We start from the raw sequence: 24,475 nt of genomic DNA on the forward strand, positions 1-24,475 counted from the left end.
CCCCACCTTAAGGCATGAGTGCCTACAACACGGGAAGTCGCAGGTCGAGAGCCCGATCAGGGGAACGACGGAACCGTCGGGTAGGTGAATTCCGGGACCGGCGGGACGACTGGAAACTGCAAGGGTGTTCGAGGCGGCTGCGTAGAGAAGGAAGGTTCGGGCGGCGCTTCGGGTACCGGCGCGGGCACCGCAGGCGCTACTTCAGGAGTGACCTCCGCTGAGGGATTCTCGGTGGTGTCCGGTGTCGATTCCGGTTCGGCAGGCGGTGCCGTCGGAAAGGGAGCGACGGCGCTGGACACTGTCGTCGGCGCTTGCGTCGTGGTGGGCAGCAGTGCGTCCGTGATCGCGGGCGGCGAGACTTCGGCCCCGTCGTCGAATGTGCCGAACGCTGCCGCTATGCCGACGGAAGCGAGAATCACCGCCACCGCAATGCCCGTGACGACGAGAAGCGGCTTCCGGCGGGTGCGCTCGGTATCGTCGGGCGTTTCGGAAGGTGCAGCCGACATCGCTTCCGAGAACGCCAACGCTTTCTGCTCGGTGACGACTGGGATTGCGTCGGTATCGAACGAATCACCTTCGGCGACATCGGATTCCTCCAGCACAGCCAATGCGCCGACGGCTAGGGACACGGCGGTCGAGACCTCGACGTCGGAGGACGACACCGAATCGAACTCGAACATCGCGCGATTTTCGGAAACGAGACGTACCCCGTGTAATCCCGTGTGATCGAGGGCAGTACGCAGCAATGCGAGCTCTTCGGGCCCCCACGTCCGTGGGTAGGTGAGCGCGGTCGCGGGTACGACCCCGCCGTGCTTCGCCGTCACCATCGAGACGAGGCAGTTCGCCGCATGCGCGACGAGATCCTCGGCGACGTAGCCGTCGACACCCTGTCCGATTAGAGAGGCGAATCTCGATACGTTCTCGGCAGCGGACGGGGCGCCGAGGCTGACCGTTCCGTCCTGCCCGAACGACAAGGTGGCCGGTGTCTCGAATATCTCCGGATCCACGGACTGGTCGGGGCGGTGTACTGCGGCAGCTGTGTCGTCACCGATCGACATCGCGAGATAGCCCATCAGGCGTCATCATCATTCTGTGAGATGCGGTTCTGCGGCGCTTCTTTCTGCTGGGTTTCGTTCTGCGGGGTTTCGTTCTCGACCGGAGTTGTCGGCTCTTCGTCCTCGGGATCGGGCGTCGGGTCGGCGGGTAGTTCGGGCAGGGGTTCTTTGTCCGGAATCGTGGGTTCTTCCTCCGGCGGCGCCTCTTCGCTGCTAGGTGGTGGTTCCGTCACGGCTGCAGGCTGTGTACGGGCGGGCGCCGGTTCCGGAGACACGGTTGGCTCCACCTCTGTGGGATCGGCCGGCTGCTCCGGGGCCTGCGGGAGGACGGGCTCGATGATCGGGACCACCGTCGGGAACGGCAGCATGGTGCCAGGTGCGCTAGTCGTGGTGGTGGGGACTGCATAGGGCGCACCTTCTATCACCGGCACCTCGGGTGCGGTGCTGTCGTTCAACAACAGCGACGCGACTCCACCTCCCAGCGCGAGCACGGCAGCGAGTGCGACGGCGGCCAGAACCGGAGTGCGCGTCGGGAAGGGCGCGGTGCGTGACTTCTCGCGGCCGACGACGACGATCTCTTCGGTCACCGCGTCGACGGGGTACGCCGCGGCGAGCGCGGCGGCACCGCGCGCTGCAGCGATTGCGGAATCCTTGCCCGCCCACGTCGCGTGCGTTGCCTCTGCCCACGCTGCCAACGCTTCGGTTTCGGACACCAGCGCGACGTGGCCGAGGCCGTTCCTGTTCATCGCGGTGCGCACCGAGGACACACGTTCGGCCGTCCACTGGGTGGGAAAGGTCGCGGCGGCGGCCAGGTTCTCGATCTCGGTGCCGACGGAGGTTGCTACCTCGACGAGCAGGCAGCGCAGCGCCATCGCGACGAGATCACCGGGCTCGAAGCCCGACGCGATCTCCGTGCTCACGAACTCGGTGAACGCTGCGGCATAGGGATCGCTCGTACCCCCGAGCGAGGCCGTGCCGTCGGCGTGCACATAGAGGACGGTGCTGTGCAGCGATGCGATGTGCAGGGACGGATTGGCGGGCGACGGCCTGGACACGGCGGCAATGGATCGTTCGTCGTCGATGTGCAGACCGACATCGGGGAGGCCGACGCGAGCCGATTCGATGTGACCCGACGGCTCGGCCGCGTCGAAGTGAGCGTGCCGGTTCAACATCGTCGTGGTATACCTTCTCGTCGAGCGGCACACCGGGACGGTCGCCTGCACTGACACGTTTGTCGCATTCTGGTACGCAGGAGTTACACCTCGGTCGAACCCGACCCGTAGCCCAGCGCCCGCAGCATCGAGAGCAGCTCCGACCTCGACCCCGCGCCGAGTCGACGGCGGATCCGTGCGACATGGTGTTCGACGGTTTTCGCGGAGATATACAGCCGTGCGCCGGCCTCCCGGTACGTGACGCCCAGGACCAGCAGCTCGGCCACCTCGGCCTCGCGCGCGCTGAGTGAACCCTTCGGTTCCTCGGCGACCTCGGACGTCGGCGCGGACGCCGGGAGCCGCAGGGTTCGTGCGACCTGCAGCAGAGCCGTCGCCGCTCGGGTGTCCTCGACACGGAGGGCAGCCTCGCTCGCCAAGCGAGCGCCGTCCCATGAAAGCCCGAAACGCGTGAGCGCACGTGCTGCGTCCTCGACCTCTGCGGGGTCGGGGTGGCCCTGCAGAACTCCGAGCCAGGCTCGACCTGCCGCGGCGAGTGCGGCGCCGTACTGGTTGGACTCCGCTGCACGGGCGAGTGCGCGGGCGTGCGGAACGAGCTCGGCGGGGTGTTCGGCGAGAATGGCGGCTTGGACGCCGTACCAGTGCAGCGACGAGGACCATGCGAGCGGCTCGCCCAGGTCCGCGATGACGGCGTCGGCTTGGGCGATCAAGTGGGTCATTCGTTCGGGCTGTTCGACGCGCACCGCTGCGAGCCACAGCTCCCCGAGCGGTAGCAGCGACAACAGATCGACCGAATACGACGCGATGACGTCCTGCGCGTCGTCCCACGCTTTTCGTAGTGAGCCGGGATCGCCCGAGCGTCGAGCGATCGCGACTCGCAGACCGTGCAGGAAGAGCAAATTTCTGCTGTGGGACAACGGTATCCGGAGTGAGTCGATTCTAGTCTGCGCCCCGGCGAGATCGCCGGACAACATCGTCGTCCACGCATGCAGCAAGGTGATGCGAGCGGTATCGGGATGCCCGGACGGCAGAGCGGCGAGCGCGGACGATGCCGTCGACTCAGCGCGCGGAAGATCGCCGCAGTGCAGCGAGAACAGGATCGCGATCGCCGCGGCCGAATCGGGTGTTGCACGACGAATCATGTTGTCGGTCAGTGATACCGACCGCATGAGGGTACTGGTTGCCGTGGTCGCCGCTAGTGTGGAGACTGCGTCGATCGACTGCCGGAGTCCGTCCGCCAGCAACTTGGATGCGGCACCCGAGGTGGTGGGAGGGGCTGCGCCGATGTTCGTGCACACTGCGTCGGCAGCGGCGCGGTCACCGGCAACCAGCATGGTCGTCACCGCGAGGTCGGCGTCGGCCCCGACGCGTCCAGGGCCGAGCCACGTGTACAGGGATGCACTCCGCGACATCATTCCACGCTCGGCGGCTACCGTCGCCGATGTTCTTATAGCAGTCCGTAATTGGAGCGTATCGACCGTGTCGTGATGTTCGAGGACCGAATCGCAGTATCGTTCTGCGGACGCGAAGTCGCCGAGCAGTGCTGCAGTTTCGCCGCGGCGAGAGGCAAGAGGCAGCGGATCGGCGCCGGCGGTCACGGCGTGCTCGTAGAGAGTCGCGGCACTAACGGGAGGCGCCTCGTCGGCAGAGGAAACGAGGAAAGCAGCTAGTTCGGGATGGCGAATTCCGCTGCAGGTCAACGTGACTGCGGTCGGAATGTCGAGAGTGTCGGTCTTGACTCGGTATTCGAGCAGGCGGGTCAACAGCGCGGAGAGGCGGCGGCCCATCACGTCGTCCAAGGCGCGGTCGACGTCGGGGAGGGCGGTGCCGGAGGCCGTCAGCACACCGAAATCCACTGCGTGAGCAAGTATTGCGGCGGTGTCAGCGCGCGCGTCGAGCAGATCGTGCATCGCGTCGGGATCGGAGCCGACTCCGTAGTGTGCGAGAGCCACAACCGTTCGATCGATGTCGCTCATGGAGCCGAGCACCTCGACGTGGTGCTCGTACACCGCGTCGACGACGGCTTTGGTGACCGAACTGTCGATGTCCGCCCGCTGCGCGGCATCGAGCGCGACGTCCACGGTCCGCGGGCACCCACCCGTCGCGGTCAGGACGGTCGAGGCCAGGGCCTGGGAAATCGGTCTGCCGCGGTCGGTGGCGCGTGCTGCGATCTGGGGTCTGGTCAACGCCCCCGGCACCTGCGTCAGCGTCCGCCGGTCAGCGGGCCGGTGAGTCCGCCGACGACGTTGCCGAGTCCGTCGACGACGCCTCCGGTGAGTCCGCCGACTCCGTTTCCGAGGTCGCTCACCACGCCGCCGGCGCCGTTACCGACGTCGCCGAGTGTGGGGCCGTTGTAGGTGGGAGGCGTGTACGTCGGTGCCTGCTGGCTGGGTACCGACACGTTCGGCCCGCCTGGGTTCGGCACGCTGACGTTCGGCGCTGCGGGTGCTGCGGGCGCAGGTGCCTGGCCCGTGTTGCCGACGACCGGGGCCGCCGGTGCGTTCGGATCGGCGACGACGGTGCCGTCGGGAGCAATGATGGTTCCCGCGGCAGGTATCAGCGTGCCGTCGGCGGCGACAGTGGGTGCGGGAAGGCCGTTCTCGGTGGTTGCGGTCTGTCCGGTGTCGGCGACGACTGCTGCCGTCGTCGCGGGTGCTTCCGTCGCGCTGGTCGTGCCCGCGGTGTTCTCGGAGACCGTTTCGACAGGTGTGTCCTTGGACGTCAGTGCCGTTCCGACGGACAGACCGCCGCCTGCGATGACCACCAGTGCGGCCACGGACGCGAACACGATACCGGCCTTCTTGCGGCCCGACATTCCCGGCGCAGCTGAGGCTGTCGCCGTCGGGATCGGTGCGGGTCGTGTTGCAGGCCGGGCGATTTCGGTGGGAAGAGGTGCGGGAGGGAGATCTGCGACGACGGAGGATGCGACCTCGTTGGCGATGATCGCGCCGCCGATCGCCGGGATACGATCGGGGTGAGGTCCGGACACGACGGGTGTGCGCAACTCCGAGGAGATCAGTTCGGCGACGAGGGGAATGCTGGAGCTTCCTCCCGTGAGAAGTACCTGCGAGACATCGGAGATGTCGAGGCCCGCGGCGTGCAGCGCCTCACGAATCAATTCGACGGAGTCGAGGATCGGCTGGCGGAACAGCCCTTCGATCTCGTCGCGAACCAGTCGTGTCTCGCTGCGGAGACCCGGAAGTTCCACCGTGAGTGTGGTTGCCGTGTCGTACGACAGTTGCTCTTTGGCTTCTCCGCAGCGCGCGCGAAGTTCCACCAGCGCTCCGACGGTGTCGGGATCGAACGGATCGAACTCGAAGGACTGGCTGCTCGACGCACCCTCCAGCACGTACTGCGTGATGAGGTGATCGAACTGTGCGCCGCCGAAATCCTGAGACTGCACTCCGTTGCCGATTGCCCCGGCCTCGAACCCGGTGCGCATCAACATGATCGAGAGCGAGGTTGCGCCGAGGTCGTAGACGACGGTCAGACCGTCGCCGGGCTCGCCGCGGATCGCTTCCAACCAGCGCATCGAAGCGAAGGATTCGGGGACGAGTGTGGCGTCGGGAACGCCGGCGCGGCCGAGCGCCTCGCGCAGTACGTCGGCGGTGTAGGCCGACCACCGATCGGGATGGGTGACGACGACGGCAGGTTCGGTCGCCGCGCCTGCGGCGACTTCGGCCACCAGGGCGCGAGTAGCCGTCGCGAACAGGTCTTCGGCGAGGTACGAGCGGCCTTCCTCGTCGATGAGGGGAACAGGATCTCCGACCCGGTCGGCGAATCCACCGAGCAGGTGGCGCTGCTGGCGATCACGGAGATCGGCGAGGGCCGGGGCTACGCCCGGACGAAGATCGAGAGCGGAACGACGTACGACGGTCGGCATCGCCTCGTCCGCGGCGAAGTCACGCGGCGCATACGGGTCGTGTGAAGTGTCGAGGGCGGCCACCGAGGTGACTGTGCCGATCCGAATGCCGAGCCCTGCGCTCATCATCATCTCCGTTGTGTCGTGCAGCGACGCCCGCCGACGCTGTTGTTGATGTCGAAAGCATGGCACCTTTCGTTACGTCTCACAGCAGGTGGTGGATGGTTCGCGGGGAAATCCCCTAACGAGGGGCTTTCCCCTAACGCCTCACCCCTGGGATGTCCCGTTCGAGTAGGGGGGTCGACCCCGTTGGGAAGACCGCTGGGGGCCCATAGCTTTGTGATCAACCACGAACTTGACCGACATCGAAGGAGCCACGCAATGGCCACCAACGCAGTACTCGACTTCATCCTCGGCCTCCTCCGCAACGACGAGGCGGCTGCCGCGTACTGCGCCAACCCCGAGGCTGCGCTCGCCGCCGCCGGACTCGGCGAGGTCTGCCACGCAGACATCGTCGCGGTCGCCCCGTTGGTCGCCGAGTCCGGACTGTTCGCCGGAGCGGGCTCGCAGCTCTCGGCCATCCTCGGTGCAGGCGCCGGAGCAGCAGGCAGCCTTGAAGGCGGCCTCGCCGGAGGCGGCGCGATCGGCGGCGGACTGTCCACCGGACTCGGCCTCACAGCAGGCGCTGTCGTCGGCGGTGGACTCGCAGGCGGTGGAGTCATCGGCGGCGGAATCGGCGGGGGATTCGGCGGAGACCTCGACCTGGCGGGCGACATCGCAGCATCCATCGGCGCAGCCCTGAGCGCAGCACTTGCAGTAGGTGGACAGGTCGGCGTCGACCTCGGTGCCGCATTCGGAGCAGCACTCGAAGCCATCATCGGAGCCGGCGGCTCCATCGACCTCGGCGGTGCTGCTGATCTCAGCGGCGCGCTCACCGGACTCATCGGCGGCGGCCTCGCCGTCGGCGGCGGCCTTGGCGCAGGACTCGGTGCGGGCTTGGGTGCGGGCTTGGGTGCAGGCGTAGACCTGGGTGCCGGCATCTCGACCGGTCTCACCGGAGCCCTCGACGCAGCGCTCGGTGCTGTCGGAGGGCTCGACCTGAACGCACTCGCCGGCATCGACGGTGCGTTGAGCGGTGCACTCGGCACTGTCTTCGGCATCGGCGGGGACATCGGCGCAAACTTGGGCGCGGCACTCGGTGACGTCGTCGGCGGCGTCATCGGCGCAGGCCAGATCGACCTTGCCGGTGGCCTCGCAGGTGGTATCGGAACCGCACTGACCGCAGGCCTCGGACTCGGCGGCGGCGTCGCAGCCGGTCTCGGCACGGCCCTCGACGCGGCAATCGGAGCAGGCGGCGGGATCGCCGGCGACCTCACCGCAGGCCTCGGCGGTGGCCTCGAAGGAGTCTTCGCACTCCAGAGCGGTCTCGCTGCCGTTCTCGGCTCGTCCCTCGGAGCAGTCCTGGACGCCGGTGCCCTCGCAGACCTAGACCTCGGCGGCCTGGCGGGCGTCGACCTTGCAGGAATCGTGTCCGGTGCACTCGGCACCGCCCTCGATCTCGACGGCGGCATCGTCGGCGATCTGACGACGTCCCTCGGTACCGCACTGGACGGTGTGGTCGGAGGCGGTCTTGATGGCGCGGTCGGCGCGGGCCTCGAAGGCATCCTCGGCGCAGCGTTCGGAGTCGGGGGAGAAGCGGGTGCAGGCCTCGGCGCTGCCTTCGACGCAGTGGTGGGGGCTGGCGGAGCACTCGACCTCGGCGGGGCCCTCGGAGCTGACGGAGTTCTTTCAGGCACGCTCGACGGAGCATTGAACGCCGCACTCGGCGCAGCAGGAGACCTGGCGGGTGGCGTCGGAGTCGGCGTCACGTCCGGACTCGAGGGCATCTTCGGAGCCGAGGGCGGACTGGCGTCGACCATCGGAACCTCGCTCGGAGCAGTCCTCGACGCGGGCGCCTTGGCCGATCTCGACCTGGCCGGCCTCGCAACCGGTGAACTCGGAACCGTCGTGGGCGGCGCACTCGGTACAGCGCTCGACCTCGACACCAGCGCGATCGGCAGCCTCACAGCAGCACTCGATACGGCGATCGACGCGTCGGCCGGTGTCGATATCGCGGCGGCAACCGACCTCGAAGGTGTTCTCGGCGCGGCCTTCGGCGTCGGCGGAGAAGCAGGGGCAGGCCTCGGTGCCGCACTCGACACCGTGCTCGACACGAGCGGCGCACTCGACCTCGGCGCAGCGCTCGGCGGCGGCACAGAACTAGCTGGTGCACTCACCGGTGCGGTCGACGCAGCACTCGGAGCAGCGGGCGGAGTCGGCGGCGGAGTGGCCGGCGGCGTCGGCGGCGCGGGCGAACTCGGACTCGGAGCGGTCGGCGGACTCACCGGTGGCGCAGCAGCGGGCCTCGGCGGCGGACTCGCAGCCGTCGGCAACGCAGGCGCAGGGTTGTCCGGCGGACTCGCAGGCGTCGGCGGCGGATTGGCTGGTCTGGGTGGCGGTCTGGCAGGTGGCATCGGCGCAGGCGTGACCGGTGGACTGGGTGCAGTCGCACAGACAGGAGCCGACCTCAGTGCCGGTGTCACCGGTGCAGTCGACGGAACGGCGTCGGCTGGGATCGACGCAGCAGCGCAGGCAGGGGCGAACCTCGCCGGTTCGCTCCAGGGCGCAGCTGACATCGGTGGTTCGGCTGCCGGTCAACTCGGCGCAGGACTCGAATCAGGCATTTCTGCCGGTGGCTCGGCTGCAGGAGATCTCGGTGCAGGTGTCACCGCAGGTCTCGACGCCGGTGCCTCGGCCGGTGCCGATCTCGCCGGCGGAATCGCAAGCGGCGCAGCAGCGGGAACCGACTTCGCCGGTGACGTCGCCGGTGGACTCGAAGGCGGAGTCACGGGCGGAGTTGCCGCCGGTGCGGAGGCAGCGGGCGGTGCGGCAGGCGGAGTTGCAGCCGGTGCGGAGGCAGCGGGCGGTGCGGCAGGAAACGTTGCCGGTGGGATTGCTACCGGTGCCGACGTGGTCGGGGGCGCCACGGGCGGCGTCACCAGCGGATTCGAGGGGGCCGCGGACGCAGTGGGAAGCGCATCCAGCTCGTTCACCGGAGCCTTCGATTCGAGCGCATGGTCGGCGGTCGACTCCGACGTGTTCGGCCAGGCGGAGTCCTCGCTGCACTCGGAGAGCAGCCTGCACGGCGACGCCGACAGTTCGGCGCACTCGACGTCGGATCTCGGGTCCGTCGATCACCACATCGATCTGCTGAACCCGTAACGTACGTCGGTGAGCTGAAGTAAAGACCCCGGGCGGTTCTCACGCCCGGGGTCTTTTTTTATCGTTAGAGTTCGAACACAGTCGAGACAGCACGTGTACCGAAAGAAGGCCATGGACGGGCAAGCGAAACAACTGGCCGAACTGCTCGATCGAACTGCGGCAGTGGCGCAGACGGTCGGGCGGTCCGATCTCGTGTCCAGGATGGAACTGGCCAAGGAGCGGGTACTGGACCCTCGCAGGCGCATCGTCGTGGTCGGTCCCCTGAAACAGGGAAAAAGCCAGTTCGTGAACTCGCTGCTCAATCTCAACGTGTGTTCGGTCGGCGACGACGAGACGACCGCGATCCCGACGATCGTTCAGAACTCGGACAGTTCGTTCGCCGAGCTGGTCCTCGCCGAACCCGGCAGCGACGCAGTACGCGTCCCGGTTCCACTCGAGGAACTGCAGAACATCACCCCGGCCAGCCCGCTGGCTCAGGGACGGGAGGTCCTGCGGCTCGAGGTCAACGTGCCGAGCCCGCTTCTCGCCGACGGACTCGTCCTGGTGGACACGCCGGGGGTCGGCGGTCACGGAAACCCGCACGCAGCAGGTACTTTGGGGCTCATACCCTCCGCCGACGCCGTGCTCGTGGTCTCTGATGCGAGTCGGGAGTTCACCGAACCCGAAATATCCTTCCTCCGACAGGTTCTCGGACTGTGCCCCTCCGTCGCACTGCTGATCACCAAGACGGACCTGTATCCGCATTGGCGTCAGATCGTCGACGCCAACCGTGCACATCTGGCCAGAGAGGGCCTCGATGTGCCGATGATTCCGCTGTCGTCACTGCTGCGTTCTCACGCTCTGCGCCTGAACGACGAGGAACTGAACGTCGAGTCCGGATTCCCCGAGCTGTACGCGTTCCTGCGTGACAACGTCGTCGCCCGTGCCGATGCCACGACTCGCTCCGCGGTTTCCCTCGACATCCGTTCGGTGACCGAACATCTCACACTCGCCATGGGCAGTGAACTCGCTGCGCTCCGCGACCCCGAACGTGCTGCGGCCGCCGTCGCGGGCTTGCAGCGAGCCAAGTCGGCAGCCGAAGAACTGCACAAGAAGACCTCGCAGTGGCAACAGACCCTCGCCGACGGCATCGCCGACCTGGCGTCGGACATCGATCACGATCTTCGCGACCGGCTCAGGAGGGTGACCCGGGAGGCGGAGGAAACCGTCGACGAAGGGGATCCCGGATCGGACTGGATCGAGCTGGGGGACTGGCTCGAAGAGCAAATAGCGGCTTCGGTCGGCGACAACTTCGTGTGGGCACACGAGCGCGCACTCTGGCTGGCGGAACTCGTCGCCGACCATTTCGCCGCCGCAGGCTCGGTTGCTCTTCCCGACCTGGACCTCGGCGACCTCGACGATGTCCTCGACCCCGTCGCCTCGCTCGCCGATCTGGAGACCGGTAAGACCGGCATAACCCAGAAAGTGCTCGTCGGGATGCGCGGTTCGTACGGTGGTGTGCTGATGTTCGGCCTCATCACCACGTTCGTCGGGTTGAGTTTGCTCAATCCGATCTCGATCGGTGCCGGAGTTCTGTTGGGTACCAAAGCATACAAAGAGGACAAGGAGAACCGGGTCAAGGCCAGGCGCGGCGAGGCGAAGATGGCGATCCGACGATTCACCGACGACGTGAGTTTCCAGGTCGGCAAGGAATCGAAGGATCGACTGCGCGCTATTCAGCGAGTGCTGCGAGATCACTTCACGTCCATCGCCGAGCAGACGCTGCGATCGCTCAACGATTCGCTGCGGGCGGCGCAGGAAGCTGCCAACGTCGAGTCGACCGAGCGGGCAACGCGCACAGCACAGTTGGACCGTGAGATGAAGGTCGTGGCCGAGCTCAACGAGCAGGCGTCGGCTCTCGTGTCGAACGTCGTCGACAAGTGAGCTCACTCGCCGACGCACGGGCGCTGATCACTGCGGCTCGGAGCGCCTACTCCATCGACACCTACGCTGCGGCACTGCTGACCGAATGCCTCGATCGTCTCGATCAGCCACTGCGAGTCGCGCTGGCCGGGTCGCTGAAGGCAGGAAAGTCGACTCTTCTCAATTCGCTTGTGGGGCAGGATATTGCGCCCACCGACGCCACCGAGTGCACCAAGGTGGTGACCTGGTATCGCAGCGGCGCGACGCCGAACGTGACGGCATGGTACGACGGTGACCGTTCTGCGCACGTCCCGGTGCAACGCCGGGACGGCCGATTGACGTTCGACCTCGGTGCACTGACGGCCGCGCAGGTCGATCGTCTCGACGTCGAGTGGCCGGCGAGAACGCTGACACACACCACGATCATCGACACCCCTGGAACGTCGTCGCTTTCCCGTGACGTGTCCGCGCGGACGCTGTCGATGCTGACACCGGAGAACTCGTCGTCCGGCGCCGACGCTGTCGTGTATTTACTTCGCACGCTGAACGCAACGGACGTGTCCTTTCTGAGTCAGATTTCCTCGCACGTGGGCGGGGATTCGGGGCCGTTGGGAGTCGTGGGAGTCGTGTCCCGCGCCGACGAGGTCGGCGCAGGTCGCATGGACGCGATGATGTCGGCCAAGGAGGTTGCCGCGCGATTCGCGGCCGAGTTGGAGGCGACGGGACTCTGCCAGGCCGTCGTACCCGTCGCGGGCCTGCTGGCGTTGGCCGCGGAAACGTTGCGTCAGAACGAGTTCGCTGCGTTCGAGATGTTGGCGCAGGTGCCCGACGAGGATCTGCAGCTGGCGATGTTGTCGGCAGACCGGTTCTCGCGGCCAGGTCTGTTGCCCATCGACCCGGCGCTGCGGGCTTCGATCGTCGACCGGTTCGGGCTGTTCGGGATCCGGATGGCGGTGACGCTGATCAAGCTCGGTGTTCGCGATTCCCCAACCCTGGCAGCAGAATTGGTCGAACGAAGCGGTCTCGACGAACTACGTTCGGTCATCGACGTCCAGTTCGGTCAGCGCGCCGATCAACTCAAGTTGCATTCGGCGCTGGTGGCCCTGCAGCGAATCCTGGAAACCAGGCCGATCGCCGAGTCGGCCGCGTTGGGGGCCGAGGCCGGCCGAATGTTGGCCGACGTGCATGGGTTTCACGAGTTGCGGCTACTGGGCCGAATGCGCTCGACCAAGCCGAAGCTTCCGGAGAACGAGCTCGCCGAGTTGCACCGGCTGATCGGCGGATTCGGTATCGATGCGTCCACCCGCCTCGGCCTCGATCCGGCAACAGGGCCGACCGAGTGTCGGGACGCGGCCCTCGGTGCGGCTCTGAAGTGGCGTCGGTTGTCCGAGCATCCTTTGCTGGATCAGTTCACCTCGCGGGCGTGTGCTGTGGCTGCGCGAAGTGCGGAGGGGATTGCGGCTTCGCCGCCCGTGCGTGCGTAATTACCGCCCGACGTCACTACGCACGCACGACCTCTGACCTGGTCGTGCGTGCATAGTGACACCAGAACGTAACTACCCGCTCACGGGCGGCGCAGCCGCATACAGCTGCTCGACGAGATCGAGCGTCCACATCGCCGTCAACGGCCCACCGTCGTTGGTGAACTTGTCGGTGCGCACGACTCGACCCGACTGCACAGCAGGAAGATTCGTCCACAACTGGTTCGCGTTCATCGCGCGGAGATCTTCTTCGGATGTAATGGCGGCGATGAGGGCCTGAGCGTCGGACGCCGCAGTGATGTTCTCCGGGCCGTACTCCACCTCGGGCGTCGCATCGTTCCATGCGCTGCCGAAACGTGCGCCCACGTCGACCAACGCAATCGACGGCACACGTTCGCGGCCGACCGAGATTCCGCCCTCGTCCGACGTGCTGATCGGAAGCACCACGGTATCGGCGATGGCCGCGGCGTTCGACACTGTGACCTCCTCGACGCGCGCGTCGTAAGCGGCGATGATCTCCGACGCCTTGCCTTGCAAGCCCAGTGCGTCACCGACCGTTTCGACGTCCTGCTGCCAGGTTGTACCGGAGCCTGTTGATCCGACGGGGAGCACCGGCGCGATAGCGCTGAGCTGGTCGTAGATCTCTTCGACTACTTCGTCGCGTCCCATGATCAGGTCCGGGTCCACGCGGGCGATGGACTCGATGTCGACGACGTTTCTCGGGTACAACTCGGGTACACCGTCGGCGAGCAGCGCCCGGGTCGGCTCGGTGAGGGGGCCGGGAATTTCCGGCGGCGCCTCGGTCTCGACGGGCATTCCGACGATCGGTAGGTCGAACGCGAGTGCAATGTCGAGATCGCGCCGTCCGTCGATGACGACAACCGACGTCACCGAATCCGGAATCGAAACTGTCCCGAAGGAGGTCTCGACGTCATGGGCGCTGGAGGCGGCGTCGGGCGCCTCGTCACCGGAACTCGAGCTGCACGCGGTGACAAGTAACGCCGCGGCGCACGCGGCGGTAGCTGCACGAAGGTAAGGGTTGTTCACAGTTAAAGTAAAGCAACCCTAATACCGAAGTGCGTGATCGTGCGGCGAAGATCACCTTCTAGTCAGGACGGCACCGGCCGCGGCGACGGTAGCAATCGCGGCGACCGCCGCACCCGCGAGTGGCCCCCATCGAAGTGCTCCCGCGGCGATATCGGCGGCATCGGACATGAACGACCAGAAGAGAACGAACGCGCCGATCGTCGCCAGCCCCGCCGCCATCAGAATCACACCCGAGACGCCGCGACGTGACGCAGCAAGCGTCAGGCCGACCCCGGCTACGAGGATCAATACGGCTGCAGCAGCCGCGCTACCCAGCAAGGTCGCTGTCACGGTGTCGTCCACCTCGGAGCGAGTGGCTCCCGAACTGTTCTGCGAGACAGCGATGTCGAGGGCAGCCCGCACAGCGTCGTAGTTCAGGGCGACCACGGCTGCCAACCCGATGAGAATTGCGGCGACAACAGCCCATGCACCGAGACTCACCACAGTGCTTCCGCCGGACCGCGTCGGCTCAGGCCTGACGCGAAGTGGTTCGACGACAATTTTCGGTCGCTCCGGCTGAGGACGGACCACGGGTTCGGGTCGGCGATGGCTTCCTGAATCGGTCACAGCCGTCGAGTCTAGTGACGCTCCGCGCCCTGTGTGTGGTCAGTGGGCATCCGCACCAACCACACACAGGCAGGTCAGCGCAGGATCACCGGCACGCCCTGATACGGCCCGAGGGTCATCGGGAAGCTGTTGAGCTCGTCGACCACGCCGATGTCCGAATCGTCGAACATGTCGTAGACCCCCGCACCCGGCGTCAGGTACTTCGACTGAATAGTTGCGACGACCTCGTCGGACGAGAAGTTGATGACCGTCGCTTGGATGGTGCCTTGCCCCAGTTCGTGCACGAGCACGAGCAGTCCCTTGTGCGACACCGTCGGAACATCGAGCTGCTGGGCCGTCGCGATGCCGTACCTGTTGCGCAGCTCGATAATTCGAGCCAGGCGGCGGGCGAACGAATTCGAGTCCTTCAGCTGTTCCGGAAGTGAGCCGTAGAGGCTACGGCCGCGAGGAATCCCCGATTCCGAGCGAACCGCGTCCGGGAAGCTGTCCATCAGGTCGTGCGCACCGCGATTGAGCCAGCGGGTGTCCCCCTCGCGGATGAGGTCGGCCACGTCGTCGGCGTCGATAGGAAGGATGCCGAGTAGGTCCCACCCGGACAACGCGAAGACGCCCGGTTGCAGCGCGTTGTACATAGCGAGCATCAGGTGGGCGGTCTTGACGGTTTCGATGTCGCTTTCGTCCATGCGATCGAGATCGCGGATTCCGAGCGACGCCGTGATGACACTTGCTGTGGTGCAGGCAATTCCGTTGGTAGTGAACAGCCGGTTGTAAGGAGCCCATCGGCCGGTGAGGCGATCGGTGAGCTCGGCGCGAATCTGATCACCCAGATCCGAACCCTTCACCGCCTCACCGCAGTAGTTGAACTCGTCCTCGGCATGCAGCGTCGCGAAGTGGATGAGCTCGAAGGTCAGCTCGTCGTGGTTCTGCAACGCGTGCACGAGAGAGGCCGGGTCGACGCCGTGATCACGGGACAGCGACATTGTCAGCCTGAGGAATTCGGTGTTTCCCATTACCAGAGCGTGCTGGTATGCCGGACGGTTGATGAAGTCGTACGACAGGTCGGCGCCGTTTTCTCCCATTGCCTTGATGTCGTCGATGGTGAGGTTCAGTTCCTGGAACGTGAACCCGCCCATCTTGCGTACGACGCTGGCAATGAGGTGGTTCGCGGCCTCGGACAGAGGGTGGCCCTCGGACCAGCCGGGACCCTCTGCACGACGCTCGACACCGAGGAAGCCGTTGGCGTCGAGCCTCAGCGCACCGGCGCCGAGATCGGCGATGGAGTGACATGCGTCGCCGATCACCAAGCGCATTCCGGCGAACGACGGGTCGAGCCAGTTGATCGACGGCTGCCCCGCCTTGAAGTAGTGCAGGTAGACCCAGCGACGCTCGACCCCGTCGATACCGACGACGGGAGCCGTTGCACTCCAGTTCGTTTCCTTGACGCCGAGCTCGTAGAAGATGACGCGTTGCAACTGGCCGATGATGTAACCGGCTCGCGCCAGATTGGCCTCAGCCTCGGCGTCGATGTTCTGCGAGTCGGCCCCGGCGCGCACGCGGGGGAGAAGATGCCAGTCCTCGCGTTCGATCTCGACCATGTGGTAGATGCCCGGGTAGTCGGCGACCGCCATCTCCGCCAAGCGGAAATCGGCGCCCTTGCCGGTGTGACCTGGAACGATATCGTCGATGACGATGCCGTCGTACGCGGCTGCGACGACGCATAGGCGTCGGAACTCTTCCTCGGACCCGAACGCAGGGTCGATCTGCATGCCGATTCGGTCGAAGTGACCGTCGACCGACGGGGTGGGACGCCACCCGTGAATACCGCCGGCGACCTTCACCGGGCCGGTGTGCACCGCGGTGATTCCGATATCCGAGAACGCTTGCCAGAGAGCTTCGTCGCCCAAAGTACTGAGGAAGCTCGTCTGCGGAGCGTTGATGACGGAGATGGGATACGCCGTGAACCAGACCGGAGCTCGCTCGACGGCACCGCGGGGGTTGGGGTCGGCATATGGGTTCTGCCACATGCTCCCCTTGCCGGAGAGCTGCTCGGCGATGAGTTTGGCGTCGCGCAACATCGATTGTTCGGTGAGCCACTCGACGTACTCGGGATTCGACGCCGACGGATCCCCGTCCTGTGGCGTCGCACCGTTTCGGTTCGCCCGACGCACGGACGGACGCAGAGGGCGCGGCCGAGCCGGATAGAACTTTTCGTCGTAGGTGATCTCGCTCGGTTCGTGCTGCACTTCGGGATCCATGTGCCTCCGTAGCCTCGCTTTTCTTAGAACCCTACGTAGGGAACGCTCCCATTGCAGGTTTGTTGCATCCCCCACCTGGTTGGCGACGAAACATGGCTCGAAAGTGAATTACACCGGTGTGAGTCGAGACCGGCGCCGTACGAAGATGTGTCCGTATCGAGACTGGCTGGTATGGAATGTCCGGTTGGGATGAGCGATAGTTGAACGCAACAACAACCCCTTCAGTCACAGGAGTAACACATGCGTCGCTTTGCCCGCATCTCAGTCATGGCCTCGACGGCCGCGTTCGCCGCCGCCGTCGGTGCGGTCGCTCTGGCGCCCGTGTCGTCCGCGCAGGAAGAGGCGCCCGCGCCGATGGCCGGATCGTCCGTTGCGGAGTCGCCCAACCTGATCGTGTCGATCGTTGCGGTCTGCGATCCGCGCGACGGAGACCTCGGCGGCGATGTCGCAGCGCTGCAGATCGACATCGACAACGAAGGCGTCGGTGACGCTCGGGACGTGACCACCAACTTCGCCGTTCTTCCCGACGCCCCCGGTGTCATGAACGAGAAGCTCATCAAGGCTGGGGAAGGCGTTTCCTACACGATCCCGAGCAAGGACGAGGTGTGGCAGTCGCGTCCGAGCGGTGCCGCGGTGTTCTCTCCGCAGCTGGACGCCAGCTACCCCGACAACATTGCGTTCGGCCTCCTGAGCGTGGACTGCTCGCCGGCCGACGTTCCCGAGCAGCCCTAGTTCTTTCCACCAACTGCGCCGCGACGAGTTTCTGCCGTCGCGGCGCAGTGCTGTGTCGGGCGGCTCCACATGGCCGGGAACAAATACGTAAGTCCCTCCGTTGAGGAATTCGTAGCCTTGAGTGGATGGGGCTCAAGTCCGAGTTGACAGAAGTCGAAAACTTCTTGCAGACTTGAGCGCGGTTCACTCAGCTAAGAAACCACGCAAGCTTGTGGATCACCCAAGCAACAAACAGGAGGAATTACTATGGCTCGTGCGGTCGGTATCGACCTCGGGACCACCAACTCGGTCGTGTCCGTCCTCGAGGGCGGCGAGCCGGTTGTTGTCGCCAACTCCGAGGGATCACGCACCACCCCGTCGATCGTCGCTTTCGCCAAGAACGGCGAAGTGCTGGTCGGCCAACCTGCGAAGAACCAGGCGGTCACCAACGTCGACCGCACGATTCGCTCCGTCAAGCGCCACATCGGCACCGACTGGACGACGTCGATCGACGACAAGAAGTACACCCCTCAGGAGATCAGCGCGCGCACGCTGCAGAAGCTGAAGCGCGACGCCGAGGCGTACCTGGGTGAAGAGATCACCGACGCGGTCATCACCGTGCCTGCCTACTTCGAGGACGCACAGCGTCAGGCGACGAAGGAAGCCGGCCAGATCGCCGGCCTCAACGTCCTGCGCATCGTCAACGAGCCCACCGCGGCTGCTCTTGCATACGGCCTGGACAAGGGCGACAGCGAGCAGACCATTCTGGTCTTCGACCTCGGTGGCGGCACGTTCGACGTCTCCCTGCTGGAAATCGGCGACGGTGTCGTCGAGGTCCGTGCGACGTCCGGCGACAACCACCTCGGTGGCGACGACTGGGACGAGCGCATCGTGACCTGGCTCGTCGACAAGTTCAAGGCTCAGAACGGCATCGATCTGACCAAGGACAAGATGGCACTGCAGCGTCTGCGTGAGGCTGCAGAGAAGGCGAAGATCGAACTGTCCTCCGGGCAGAGCACCTCGATCAACCTTCCGTACATCACGGTCGACGGCGACAAGAACCCACTGTTCCTCGACGAGCAGCTTTCCCGCTCCGAGTTCCAGAAGATCACCTCCGACCTGCTCGACCGCACTCGTGCGCCGTTCCAGGCAGTGGTCAAGGACTCCGGCATCGCCGTCAAGGACATCGACCACGTCGTGCTCGTCGGTGGTTCGACGCGTATGCCTGCTGTCTCAGAGCTGGTCAAGGAACTCTCCGGCGGACGTGAGCCCAACAAGGGCGTCAACCCGGACGAGGTCGTGGCCGTCGGTGCCGCACTGCAGGCCGGCGTGCTCAAGGGTGAGGTCAAGGACGTTCTGCTCCTCGACGTCACGCCGCTGTCCCTCGGCATCGAGACCAAGGGTGGCGTGATGACCAAGCTCATCGAGCGCAACACCACCATCCCGACGAAGCGTTCCGAGACCTTCACCACCGCTGACGACAATCAGCCTTCGGTGCAGATCCAGGTCTTCCAGGGTGAGCGCGAGATCGCTTCGCACAACAAGCTCCTCGGCTCCTTCGAGCTGACCGAGCTGCCGCCTGCTCCTCGCGGCGTCCCGCAGATCGAGGTCACCTTCGACATCGACGCCAACGGCATCGTGCACGTCACGGCCAAGGACAAGGGCACCGGCAAGGAAAACACGATCAAGATCCAGGACGGCTCCGGCTTGTCCAAGGAAGAGATCGACCGCATGGTCGCCGACGCGGAAGCTCACGCAGACGAGGACAAGGCTCGTCGCGAAGAGGCCGAGGTTCGCAACCAGGCCGAGTCCCTCGTCCACCAGACGGAGAAGTTCGTCAAGGACAACGAGGACAAGGTCGACGCCGAGCTCAAGGGACGCGTCGAGACGGCCATCGAAGAGGCCAAGACGGCTCTGCAGGGCACCGACATCTCGGCAGTCAAGACCGCCGTGGAGAAGCTCTCGACCGAGTCGCAGGCTCTCGGCACCGCCATCTACGAGGCTCAGGCCAAGGAGCAGGGCGGCGCAGAAGGCTCCGCTCAGGCTGCTGACGACGGTGTAGTCGACGCAGAAGTTGTCGACGAGCCCGCGGACGACGCGGACAAGAAGTGACCCCCCGCGAGAGCGACCACGATCTGCCTAACACCGAGCAGGAACCGGTTACTTTCGTGGACAAGCGAAAGATCGATCCCGAGACCGGTGAGCCTCGGGAAGGCGACGCAGTTCCGGAGCCCTTCGCGGGCACCGGCGCCGCGCCGCAACCCGGCTCGGTGGATTCCGAAGAGGCGGTCGAGGCAGAGGTAGAAGAGGACCCCCGCGACACACAGGTCGCGGAACTCACGTCCGACCTGCAGCGTCTGCAAGCCGAGTACGCCAACTACCGGCGTCGCACGGACCGGGACAAGCAGTCGGTCATCGACAACGCCAAGGCGTCCGTCGTATCCCAGCTGCTCCCGGTGCTCGACGACCTCGAGCGCGCCCGCCAGCACGGCGACCTGGAAACAGGTCCGCTCAAAGCGGTGGCGGACAAGCTCGCCGGTGTGTTCACCAACATCGGCTTGGCGACGTTCGGCGCGGTCGGCGACACGTTCGACCCCGCCATCCACGAAGCCGTGTCCCATGAGGGTGACGGCAGCCAACCCGTCGTCGGGATTCTGATGCGTCCGGGCTACAAGCTCGGCGATCGTGTTCTCCGTACCGCGATGGTCGGCGTTGTGGATGCAGTACAAGAATCGGATGCACCTGCGTCCGAGGAGCAGTAAAAGAGATAGCGCGAGAGGAGGAAACGCCCGGTGAGCCAGCGGGAGTGGATCGAGAAGGACTTCTACAAGGAGCTGGGCGTTTCCTCCAGCGCAAGTGCAGAAGAGATCAAAAAGGCGTACCGGAAATTGGCACGGGACAACCATCCCGACGCCAACCCGGGGAACGCCTCTGCCGAAGAGAAGTTCAAGGCAGTCAGCGAGGCCCATGCCGTTCTCGCCGACGCTGCAAAGCGCAAGGAGTACGACGAGGCCAGGCGCCTCTTCGCCTCCGGTGGCTTCGGCAGACAAGGCGGCGGTGGAGGCTTCAGCCCCGGCGCAGGAGGATTCGGCGGCGGCGGACAGAGCTTCGACGTCGGCGATATCTTCGGGCAGGGTGGCGGCGGCGACGGCGGCATCGGCGACCTCTTCGGTGGTCTGTTCAACCGCGGCGGGACGCAACAACGGCCGGCGAGCAGCCGCCCGCGCCGCGGAAGCGACGTCGAAACCGAGACCACTCTGGGATTCCGCGAAGCGACGCAGGGCGTCACCGTTCCTTTGCGCCTCACGAGCCCGTCGTCGTGCACGACGTGCCATGGCAGCGGAGCGAAACCAGGAACCAGCCCGCGGGTGTGCCCCAAATGCAACGGCGCAGGCGTCGTCAACCGCAACCAAGGCGCGTTCGGCTTCAGCGAGCCGTGCGACGACTGCCGCGGAACCGGTTCGATCATCGACGACCCATGCGTCGATTGCCGCGGTACCGGCGTCCAGAACCGCACCCGAACCATCACCGTCCGCGTGCCACCGGGAGTGTCCGACGGCCAGAAGATCCGGCTGGCCGGCCAAGGCGAAGCCGGGCTGCGCGGGGCTCCGTCGGGCGATCTCTACGTCACGGTCCGCGTCCGCCCCGACAAGGTATTCGGACGCAGCGGTGACGATCTGACGGTCACCGTTCCGGTCAGTTACGGCGAACTCGTGCTCGGAACGACGCTGTCCGTCCCGACTCTCGACGGCCGCGTCGGCGTCAAAGTCCCACCGGGAACGGTCGACGGACGAGTACTCCGAGTCCGTGGTCGCGGCGTTCCGAAGAAGACGGGTAACCCCGGTGACTTGATGGTCACCGTCAAGGTTGCAGTGCCACAAAAGCTCGACGACCCGGCAACCGAAGCGTTGCAGGCATATCTGGAAGCCGAAAAGGCCAGCGGATTCGACCCGCGGGCCGGGTGGGCAGGTGTCTGATGACCGTTCCCCCGCTGCCAGGATCGGGTCAGTCCACTCCCGGACAAGCTGATCCCGACGCCCAGGTGTTCGTGATCTCCGTCGCGGCCCAGTTGGCAGGAATGCACGCCCAGACCCTGCGAACCTACGACCGCCTCGGGTTGGTGACCCCGCACCGGACCACCGGAGGTGGGCGTCGATACTCACCTCGTGACGTCGCGCTTCTCCGCGAAGTGCAGCGGCTGTCGCAGGACGAAGGCGTCAACCTCGCGGGCATCAAGCGAATAATCGAGCTGACGAATCAGGTCGAGGCACTACAAGCGCGGGTGTCCGAACTCGCACAGGAACTGGCAAACGTTCACGCCGGTTACCGACGAGATCTCGTGCCCATCCAGCGCAATGCTCTCGTAGTCTGGAAGCCGCGCAACCAGCGTTGAATCTGTACGAAGCCCCCCGATGCCAGTGCGTCGGCGGGCTTCGTCGTGTTCGGGTGTTGGCCGAGGGTGACCGAATGAGACATTCGCTCACTTGAGACCTCAGGAAAACGGGCATCCCGACGAGCCACGCGAGACGAAGTTCGGTCTGATGTCCATGTCCGGCGGATCGTAGAGCCGGTGGAACGTCGGGGTGATGCCGGACGACATCGGCGGATTGATCCACGACCAGTCCGTCGGGCATTCCCGTCCTGCTTTGGCTTCGCGGTCGACGTGGTCGACGAACTGCTTGGCGACGGTGTGGTGGTCGACCATGTACGCCCCCGACTCGCGGAAGCTGTGGATGACGGCTCGGTTGAGCTCGACGAGCGCGCGGTCCTTCCATAGGGTGCGGTCCGAGCTCATGTCGAGGCGAAGCTTCTTCGCGATGGTCGGCAGCATGTCGTACCGGTCCGTGTCGCTGAAGTTTCGGGCACCTACTTCGGTGTTGACGTACCACCCGTTGAAGGGTGCGCACGGGTAGCGAACGCCGCCGATCTCGAGGTCCATGTTCGAGACTGCAGGCACCGCGTGCCACTTCAGTCCGAGCCCGGCGAACCATCGGTAGTTCGGATGTTCGAAGTCGACCTCCAGAACCAGCTCACGGGGAACGTCGAACCATCGAATCGGTTCTTCGGGTGTCTGGATCATCAACGGCAACACGTCGAAGGCAGTTCCTTCGCCGCGCCAGCCGAGCCGGATCGCAAGGGCAGTGAGGTCGAGGTGCGCCGGGTCGCCGACAACCGAACCGTCGTCACCCAGGTATCCCGCGTACCGAATGAGTTGCGGACTGATGATTCGGTATTCGCGACCGTCGGGCAGCGGGGGTGGGCCGACGGTCACGACCGACTGCAGAGCGCCCCCGTTGGTCGCCACACGAAGATGTTCGAAGCATGCGTCGGCGATGTCCTCGGCGGTGGTGGCATGCCTGGCGTCGAGAAGCTTGAGCGTGCGCCAGTGCTTTCGCCCGACGCACCGCGCGTGGTTTCGCCATGCCAGCTTCGCGCCGATCAGGATCTCCTCGGCGGATTGAACGTAGGTGCCGGTCGCTCGGAGTTCGTCCAGCGCCCGAGACTTTCGTTCGGCCGGGAGGTGCGAGAGCTCCGGGAGGGCGAAGAAGTCGCGACATTCGGTCAGTCGAGAGGACAGGTCGGGCGACGGTAGTTTCCGCTTTTTCGCTGGTTCTTTCAAGCCCGCCCCGACAGCGACAGTCACGATTCGCCTACCCCGTTTCGATTGGCACAAGTTCGATCTTGATCGACGCTCGAAATCCTAAGCCCTCGAACAGTTGCTGAAAAGACCTGTAATTCGATGGGGCCCAACATATTTGTGTCAAGGAGTTTGGTCCACGAGCGTTCTCGGGCAATTCGACGGTTATGCTCGCCCGATACGGTCACTCGGATTTCCTCGATGCGTCGGAAGGCGGTAGCTGGGCTAGACTCCGTGCCAATCGCAGCAGCCAGCGAGCCACGCTGCGTGCACGTTGTGACGATAGGGGGTTCGAGAGATGGATGCTCGGACGATTTCGCTTGTCAGAACCACCTTCAAAGCGGTTGCTGCAGTCGAGGGTGGGCCCGAAAAGCTGACACGGTCGTTCTACGCCATTCTTTTCGCCCGCAATCCAGGCGTCCGCGATTTCTTTCCTGCTTCGATGGAGACTCAGCGGGACAAATTGGTGACGGCTATCGGCTACGCAATCGATCAACTCGAGGATCTCGATCGGCTGCTGCCATTTCTGGCGCAATTGGGACGGGATCACCGGAAGTACGGCGTTGTCGATGCGCATTACGCGGCAGTCGGCGACGCACTGATCACGGCGATCGAGCAGTTCGCCGGTAACGAGATGTGGACCGACGAGGTCGATTCAGCGTGGCGTGAGGTGATCGCCGTGATGGCGGGAACCATGATCGAGGCGGCAGACGCCGACGACGGACCTCCGGTGTGGCAGGCCACCGTCGTCGATCATCAACGCGTGCTCGACGACGTGTCGGTCGTACGACTGATGCTCGACGAGCCACTGGACTACAGCGCAGGTCAGTACGTGAGTGTCTCGATCCCCAGTCGGCCCCGTATGTGGAGGTACCTCTCGCCCGCGATCCCGGCGAACGCTGCGGGAGAGATCGAGTTCCACATCCGACGCGTATCCGGCGGCTGGGTCAGCCCTGCCCTGGTTGGAAGTACCGCAATCGGCGACCGCTGGACACTTGGCTCTCCGCTGGGAAGCATGACTCGGCACACGGCGCAGGGCAGGGACCGCCTGCTGATCGCGTCGGGAACCGGAATTGCGCCGATCCGGTCGCAATTGATGGAGATGGCATTGCGCACCGACAACCCACGCGTACATGTCTTCTACGGCGGGAGATATCCCTGCGACCTGTACGACCTGCCGACGTTGCAGCAGATCGCCGCCATCAACCCGTGGTTGTCCGTCGTCGGAATCGTCGAGGAAGAGACCGACCCGTGGTGGTACGACGGCCCGCGGTACCCGACCGCGGCCGGTGGGTCGTCGCCGATCGTCGGGCAGATCGGCCGAGTAGTCGCGGAGTTCGGTGCGTGGACGGATCGCGACATTCAGATCGTGGGCTCGCCCTCGATGATCAACACCACCAAGTTCCGACTCCAGGGCGCAGGCGTCGATCTGCAGGCGGTCCGGCACGACCCGTGGTGACGTGCGGCTCCGCCGCCCGTGAGTGCGTA

The 24,475-nt window shown here is 65.4% G+C and carries 17 protein-coding genes; 9 read left to right on the forward strand and 8 right to left on the reverse strand.

What is annotated here, in order from left to right:
* Positions 1–56: 56 nt before the first annotated feature.
* The 4 genes from D8W71_RS07420 to D8W71_RS07435 all read right to left on the reverse strand — a co-directional run bounded on the left by D8W71_RS07420 (position 57) and on the right by D8W71_RS07435 (position 6,212).
* Positions 57–1,073 carry a hypothetical protein gene (locus tag D8W71_RS07420; RefSeq protein ID WP_121112300.1) on the reverse strand — a complete coding sequence of 339 codons (1,017 nt, stop codon included), beginning with the start codon at positions 1,071–1,073 and terminating at the stop codon, positions 57–59.
* Entirely contained in the window at positions 1,073–2,227 is a 1,155-nt protein-coding gene (locus tag D8W71_RS07425) for a hypothetical protein (RefSeq protein WP_121112302.1), read from the reverse strand. The genes D8W71_RS07420 and D8W71_RS07425 overlap by 1 nt, the downstream gene beginning before the upstream one ends.
* An 83-nt stretch (positions 2,228–2,310) precedes the next feature.
* Positions 2,311–4,422: a LuxR C-terminal-related transcriptional regulator gene (locus D8W71_RS07430; RefSeq protein ID WP_121112304.1), complete on the reverse strand. Its 2,112-nt coding sequence runs from the start codon at positions 4,420–4,422 to the stop codon at positions 2,311–2,313.
* Positions 4,423–4,427: 5 nt separating this feature from the next.
* Entirely contained in the window at positions 4,428–6,212 is a 1,785-nt protein-coding gene (locus D8W71_RS07435; RefSeq protein WP_236077776.1) for an Hsp70 family protein, read from the reverse strand.
* A gap of 255 nt (positions 6,213–6,467) precedes the next feature.
* Here D8W71_RS07435 and D8W71_RS07440 point away from each other — a divergent pair, with 255 nt between their 5' ends.
* The 3 genes from D8W71_RS07440 to D8W71_RS07450 all read left to right on the forward strand — a co-directional run bounded on the left by D8W71_RS07440 (position 6,468) and on the right by D8W71_RS07450 (position 12,733).
* Positions 6,468–9,347, forward strand: coding sequence for an IniB N-terminal domain-containing protein (locus D8W71_RS07440; RefSeq protein WP_121112308.1), 2,880 nt, complete (start codon positions 6,468–6,470; stop codon positions 9,345–9,347).
* Between the two features lie 111 nt (positions 9,348–9,458).
* Positions 9,459–11,270: a dynamin family protein gene (locus D8W71_RS07445; RefSeq protein ID WP_121118765.1), complete on the forward strand. Its 1,812-nt coding sequence runs from the start codon at positions 9,459–9,461 to the stop codon at positions 11,268–11,270.
* A complete protein-coding gene (locus tag D8W71_RS07450; protein WP_121112310.1) occupies positions 11,267–12,733 on the forward strand; it encodes a dynamin family protein in 1,467 nt (488 codons plus the stop codon). Before D8W71_RS07445 ends, D8W71_RS07450 begins: the two co-directional genes overlap by 4 nt.
* Positions 12,734–12,805: 72 nt before the next feature.
* Here the strand turns inward: D8W71_RS07450 and D8W71_RS07455 are convergent, their stop codons facing one another.
* The 3 genes from D8W71_RS07455 to treS all read right to left on the reverse strand — a co-directional run bounded on the left by D8W71_RS07455 (position 12,806) and on the right by treS (position 16,638).
* The gene (locus tag D8W71_RS07455; RefSeq protein WP_121112312.1) at positions 12,806–13,777 is read right to left on the reverse strand and encodes an ABC transporter substrate-binding protein; all 972 of its coding nucleotides are present in this window, start codon (positions 13,775–13,777) and stop codon (positions 12,806–12,808) included.
* Between the two features lie 51 nt (positions 13,778–13,828).
* Positions 13,829–14,383 (reverse strand): hypothetical protein, encoded by a 555-nt coding sequence (locus D8W71_RS07460; RefSeq protein ID WP_236077778.1) that lies wholly within the window; start codon positions 14,381–14,383, stop codon positions 13,829–13,831.
* Positions 14,384–14,457: 74 nt separating this feature from the next.
* Complete coding sequence (gene treS / locus D8W71_RS07465; protein ID WP_121112314.1) at positions 14,458–16,638, reverse strand: maltose alpha-D-glucosyltransferase; 2,181 nt, start codon at positions 16,636–16,638, stop codon at positions 14,458–14,460.
* 240 nt (positions 16,639–16,878) lie between these two features.
* On the opposite strand from treS, the gene D8W71_RS07470 reads away from it, so the two are divergent.
* The 5 genes from D8W71_RS07470 (at position 16,879) to D8W71_RS07490 (ending at position 21,742) form a co-directional block, all read left to right on the forward strand.
* The gene (locus D8W71_RS07470) at positions 16,879–17,370 is read left to right on the forward strand and encodes a Pro-kumamolisin, activation domain family protein (RefSeq protein WP_121112316.1); all 492 of its coding nucleotides are present in this window, start codon (positions 16,879–16,881) and stop codon (positions 17,368–17,370) included.
* Between the two features lie 246 nt (positions 17,371–17,616).
* Complete coding sequence (gene dnaK / locus D8W71_RS07475) at positions 17,617–19,461, forward strand: molecular chaperone DnaK (RefSeq protein WP_121112318.1); 1,845 nt, start codon at positions 17,617–17,619, stop codon at positions 19,459–19,461.
* Positions 19,458–20,111, forward strand: a complete 654-nt coding sequence (gene grpE / locus D8W71_RS07480; protein WP_121112320.1) for a nucleotide exchange factor GrpE — start codon at positions 19,458–19,460, stop codon at positions 20,109–20,111. The genes dnaK and grpE overlap by 4 nt, the downstream gene beginning before the upstream one ends.
* A 30-nt stretch (positions 20,112–20,141) precedes the next feature.
* Positions 20,142–21,326, forward strand: coding sequence for a molecular chaperone DnaJ (gene dnaJ, locus D8W71_RS07485; protein ID WP_121112322.1), 1,185 nt, complete (start codon positions 20,142–20,144; stop codon positions 21,324–21,326).
* Positions 21,326–21,742, forward strand: coding sequence for a heat shock protein transcriptional repressor HspR (locus D8W71_RS07490; RefSeq protein WP_121112324.1), 417 nt, complete (start codon positions 21,326–21,328; stop codon positions 21,740–21,742). The genes dnaJ and D8W71_RS07490 overlap by 1 nt, the downstream gene beginning before the upstream one ends.
* A gap of 99 nt (positions 21,743–21,841) precedes the next feature.
* On the opposite strand, the gene D8W71_RS07495 is transcribed toward D8W71_RS07490, so the two are convergent.
* Entirely contained in the window at positions 21,842–22,969 is a 1,128-nt protein-coding gene (locus D8W71_RS07495; RefSeq protein WP_442972041.1) for a nitric oxide synthase oxygenase, read from the reverse strand.
* A gap of 316 nt (positions 22,970–23,285) precedes the next feature.
* Here D8W71_RS07495 and D8W71_RS07500 point away from each other — a divergent pair, with 316 nt between their 5' ends.
* Positions 23,286–24,446, forward strand: a complete 1,161-nt coding sequence (locus D8W71_RS07500) for a globin domain-containing protein (RefSeq protein WP_121112328.1) — start codon at positions 23,286–23,288, stop codon at positions 24,444–24,446.
* The last annotated feature ends 29 nt before the right edge of the window (positions 24,447–24,475 follow it).

Origin of the sequence: Rhodococcus sp. P1Y (assembly GCF_003641205.1) — a bacterium.
Taxonomy (GTDB): domain Bacteria; phylum Actinomycetota; class Actinomycetes; order Mycobacteriales; family Mycobacteriaceae; genus Rhodococcoides.

What these genes read in the sequence shown, in the direction of transcription:
- D8W71_RS07420 (WP_121112300.1), bottom strand. Translation starts at nt 1,073, where the DNA reads ATGGGCTATCTCGCGATGTCGATCGGTGACGACACAGCTGCCGCAGTA.
- D8W71_RS07425 (WP_121112302.1), bottom strand. Translation starts at nt 2,227, where the DNA reads ATGTTGAACCGGCACGCTCACTTCGACGCGGCCGAGCCGTCGGGTCAC.
- D8W71_RS07435 (WP_236077776.1), bottom strand. Translation starts at nt 6,212, where the DNA reads ATGAGCGCAGGGCTCGGCATTCGGATCGGCACAGTCACCTCGGTGGCC.
- D8W71_RS07440 (WP_121112308.1), top strand. Translation starts at nt 6,468, where the DNA reads ATGGCCACCAACGCAGTACTCGACTTCATCCTCGGCCTCCTCCGCAAC.
- D8W71_RS07445 (WP_121118765.1), top strand. Translation starts at nt 9,459, where the DNA reads ATGGACGGGCAAGCGAAACAACTGGCCGAACTGCTCGATCGAACTGCG.
- treS (WP_121112314.1), bottom strand. Translation starts at nt 16,638, where the DNA reads ATGGATCCCGAAGTGCAGCACGAACCGAGCGAGATCACCTACGACGAA.
- D8W71_RS07470 (WP_121112316.1), top strand. Translation starts at nt 16,879, where the DNA reads ATGCGTCGCTTTGCCCGCATCTCAGTCATGGCCTCGACGGCCGCGTTC.
- dnaK (WP_121112318.1), top strand. Translation starts at nt 17,617, where the DNA reads ATGGCTCGTGCGGTCGGTATCGACCTCGGGACCACCAACTCGGTCGTG.
- D8W71_RS07490 (WP_121112324.1), top strand. Translation starts at nt 21,326, where the DNA reads ATGACCGTTCCCCCGCTGCCAGGATCGGGTCAGTCCACTCCCGGACAA.
- D8W71_RS07500 (WP_121112328.1), top strand. Translation starts at nt 23,286, where the DNA reads ATGGATGCTCGGACGATTTCGCTTGTCAGAACCACCTTCAAAGCGGTT.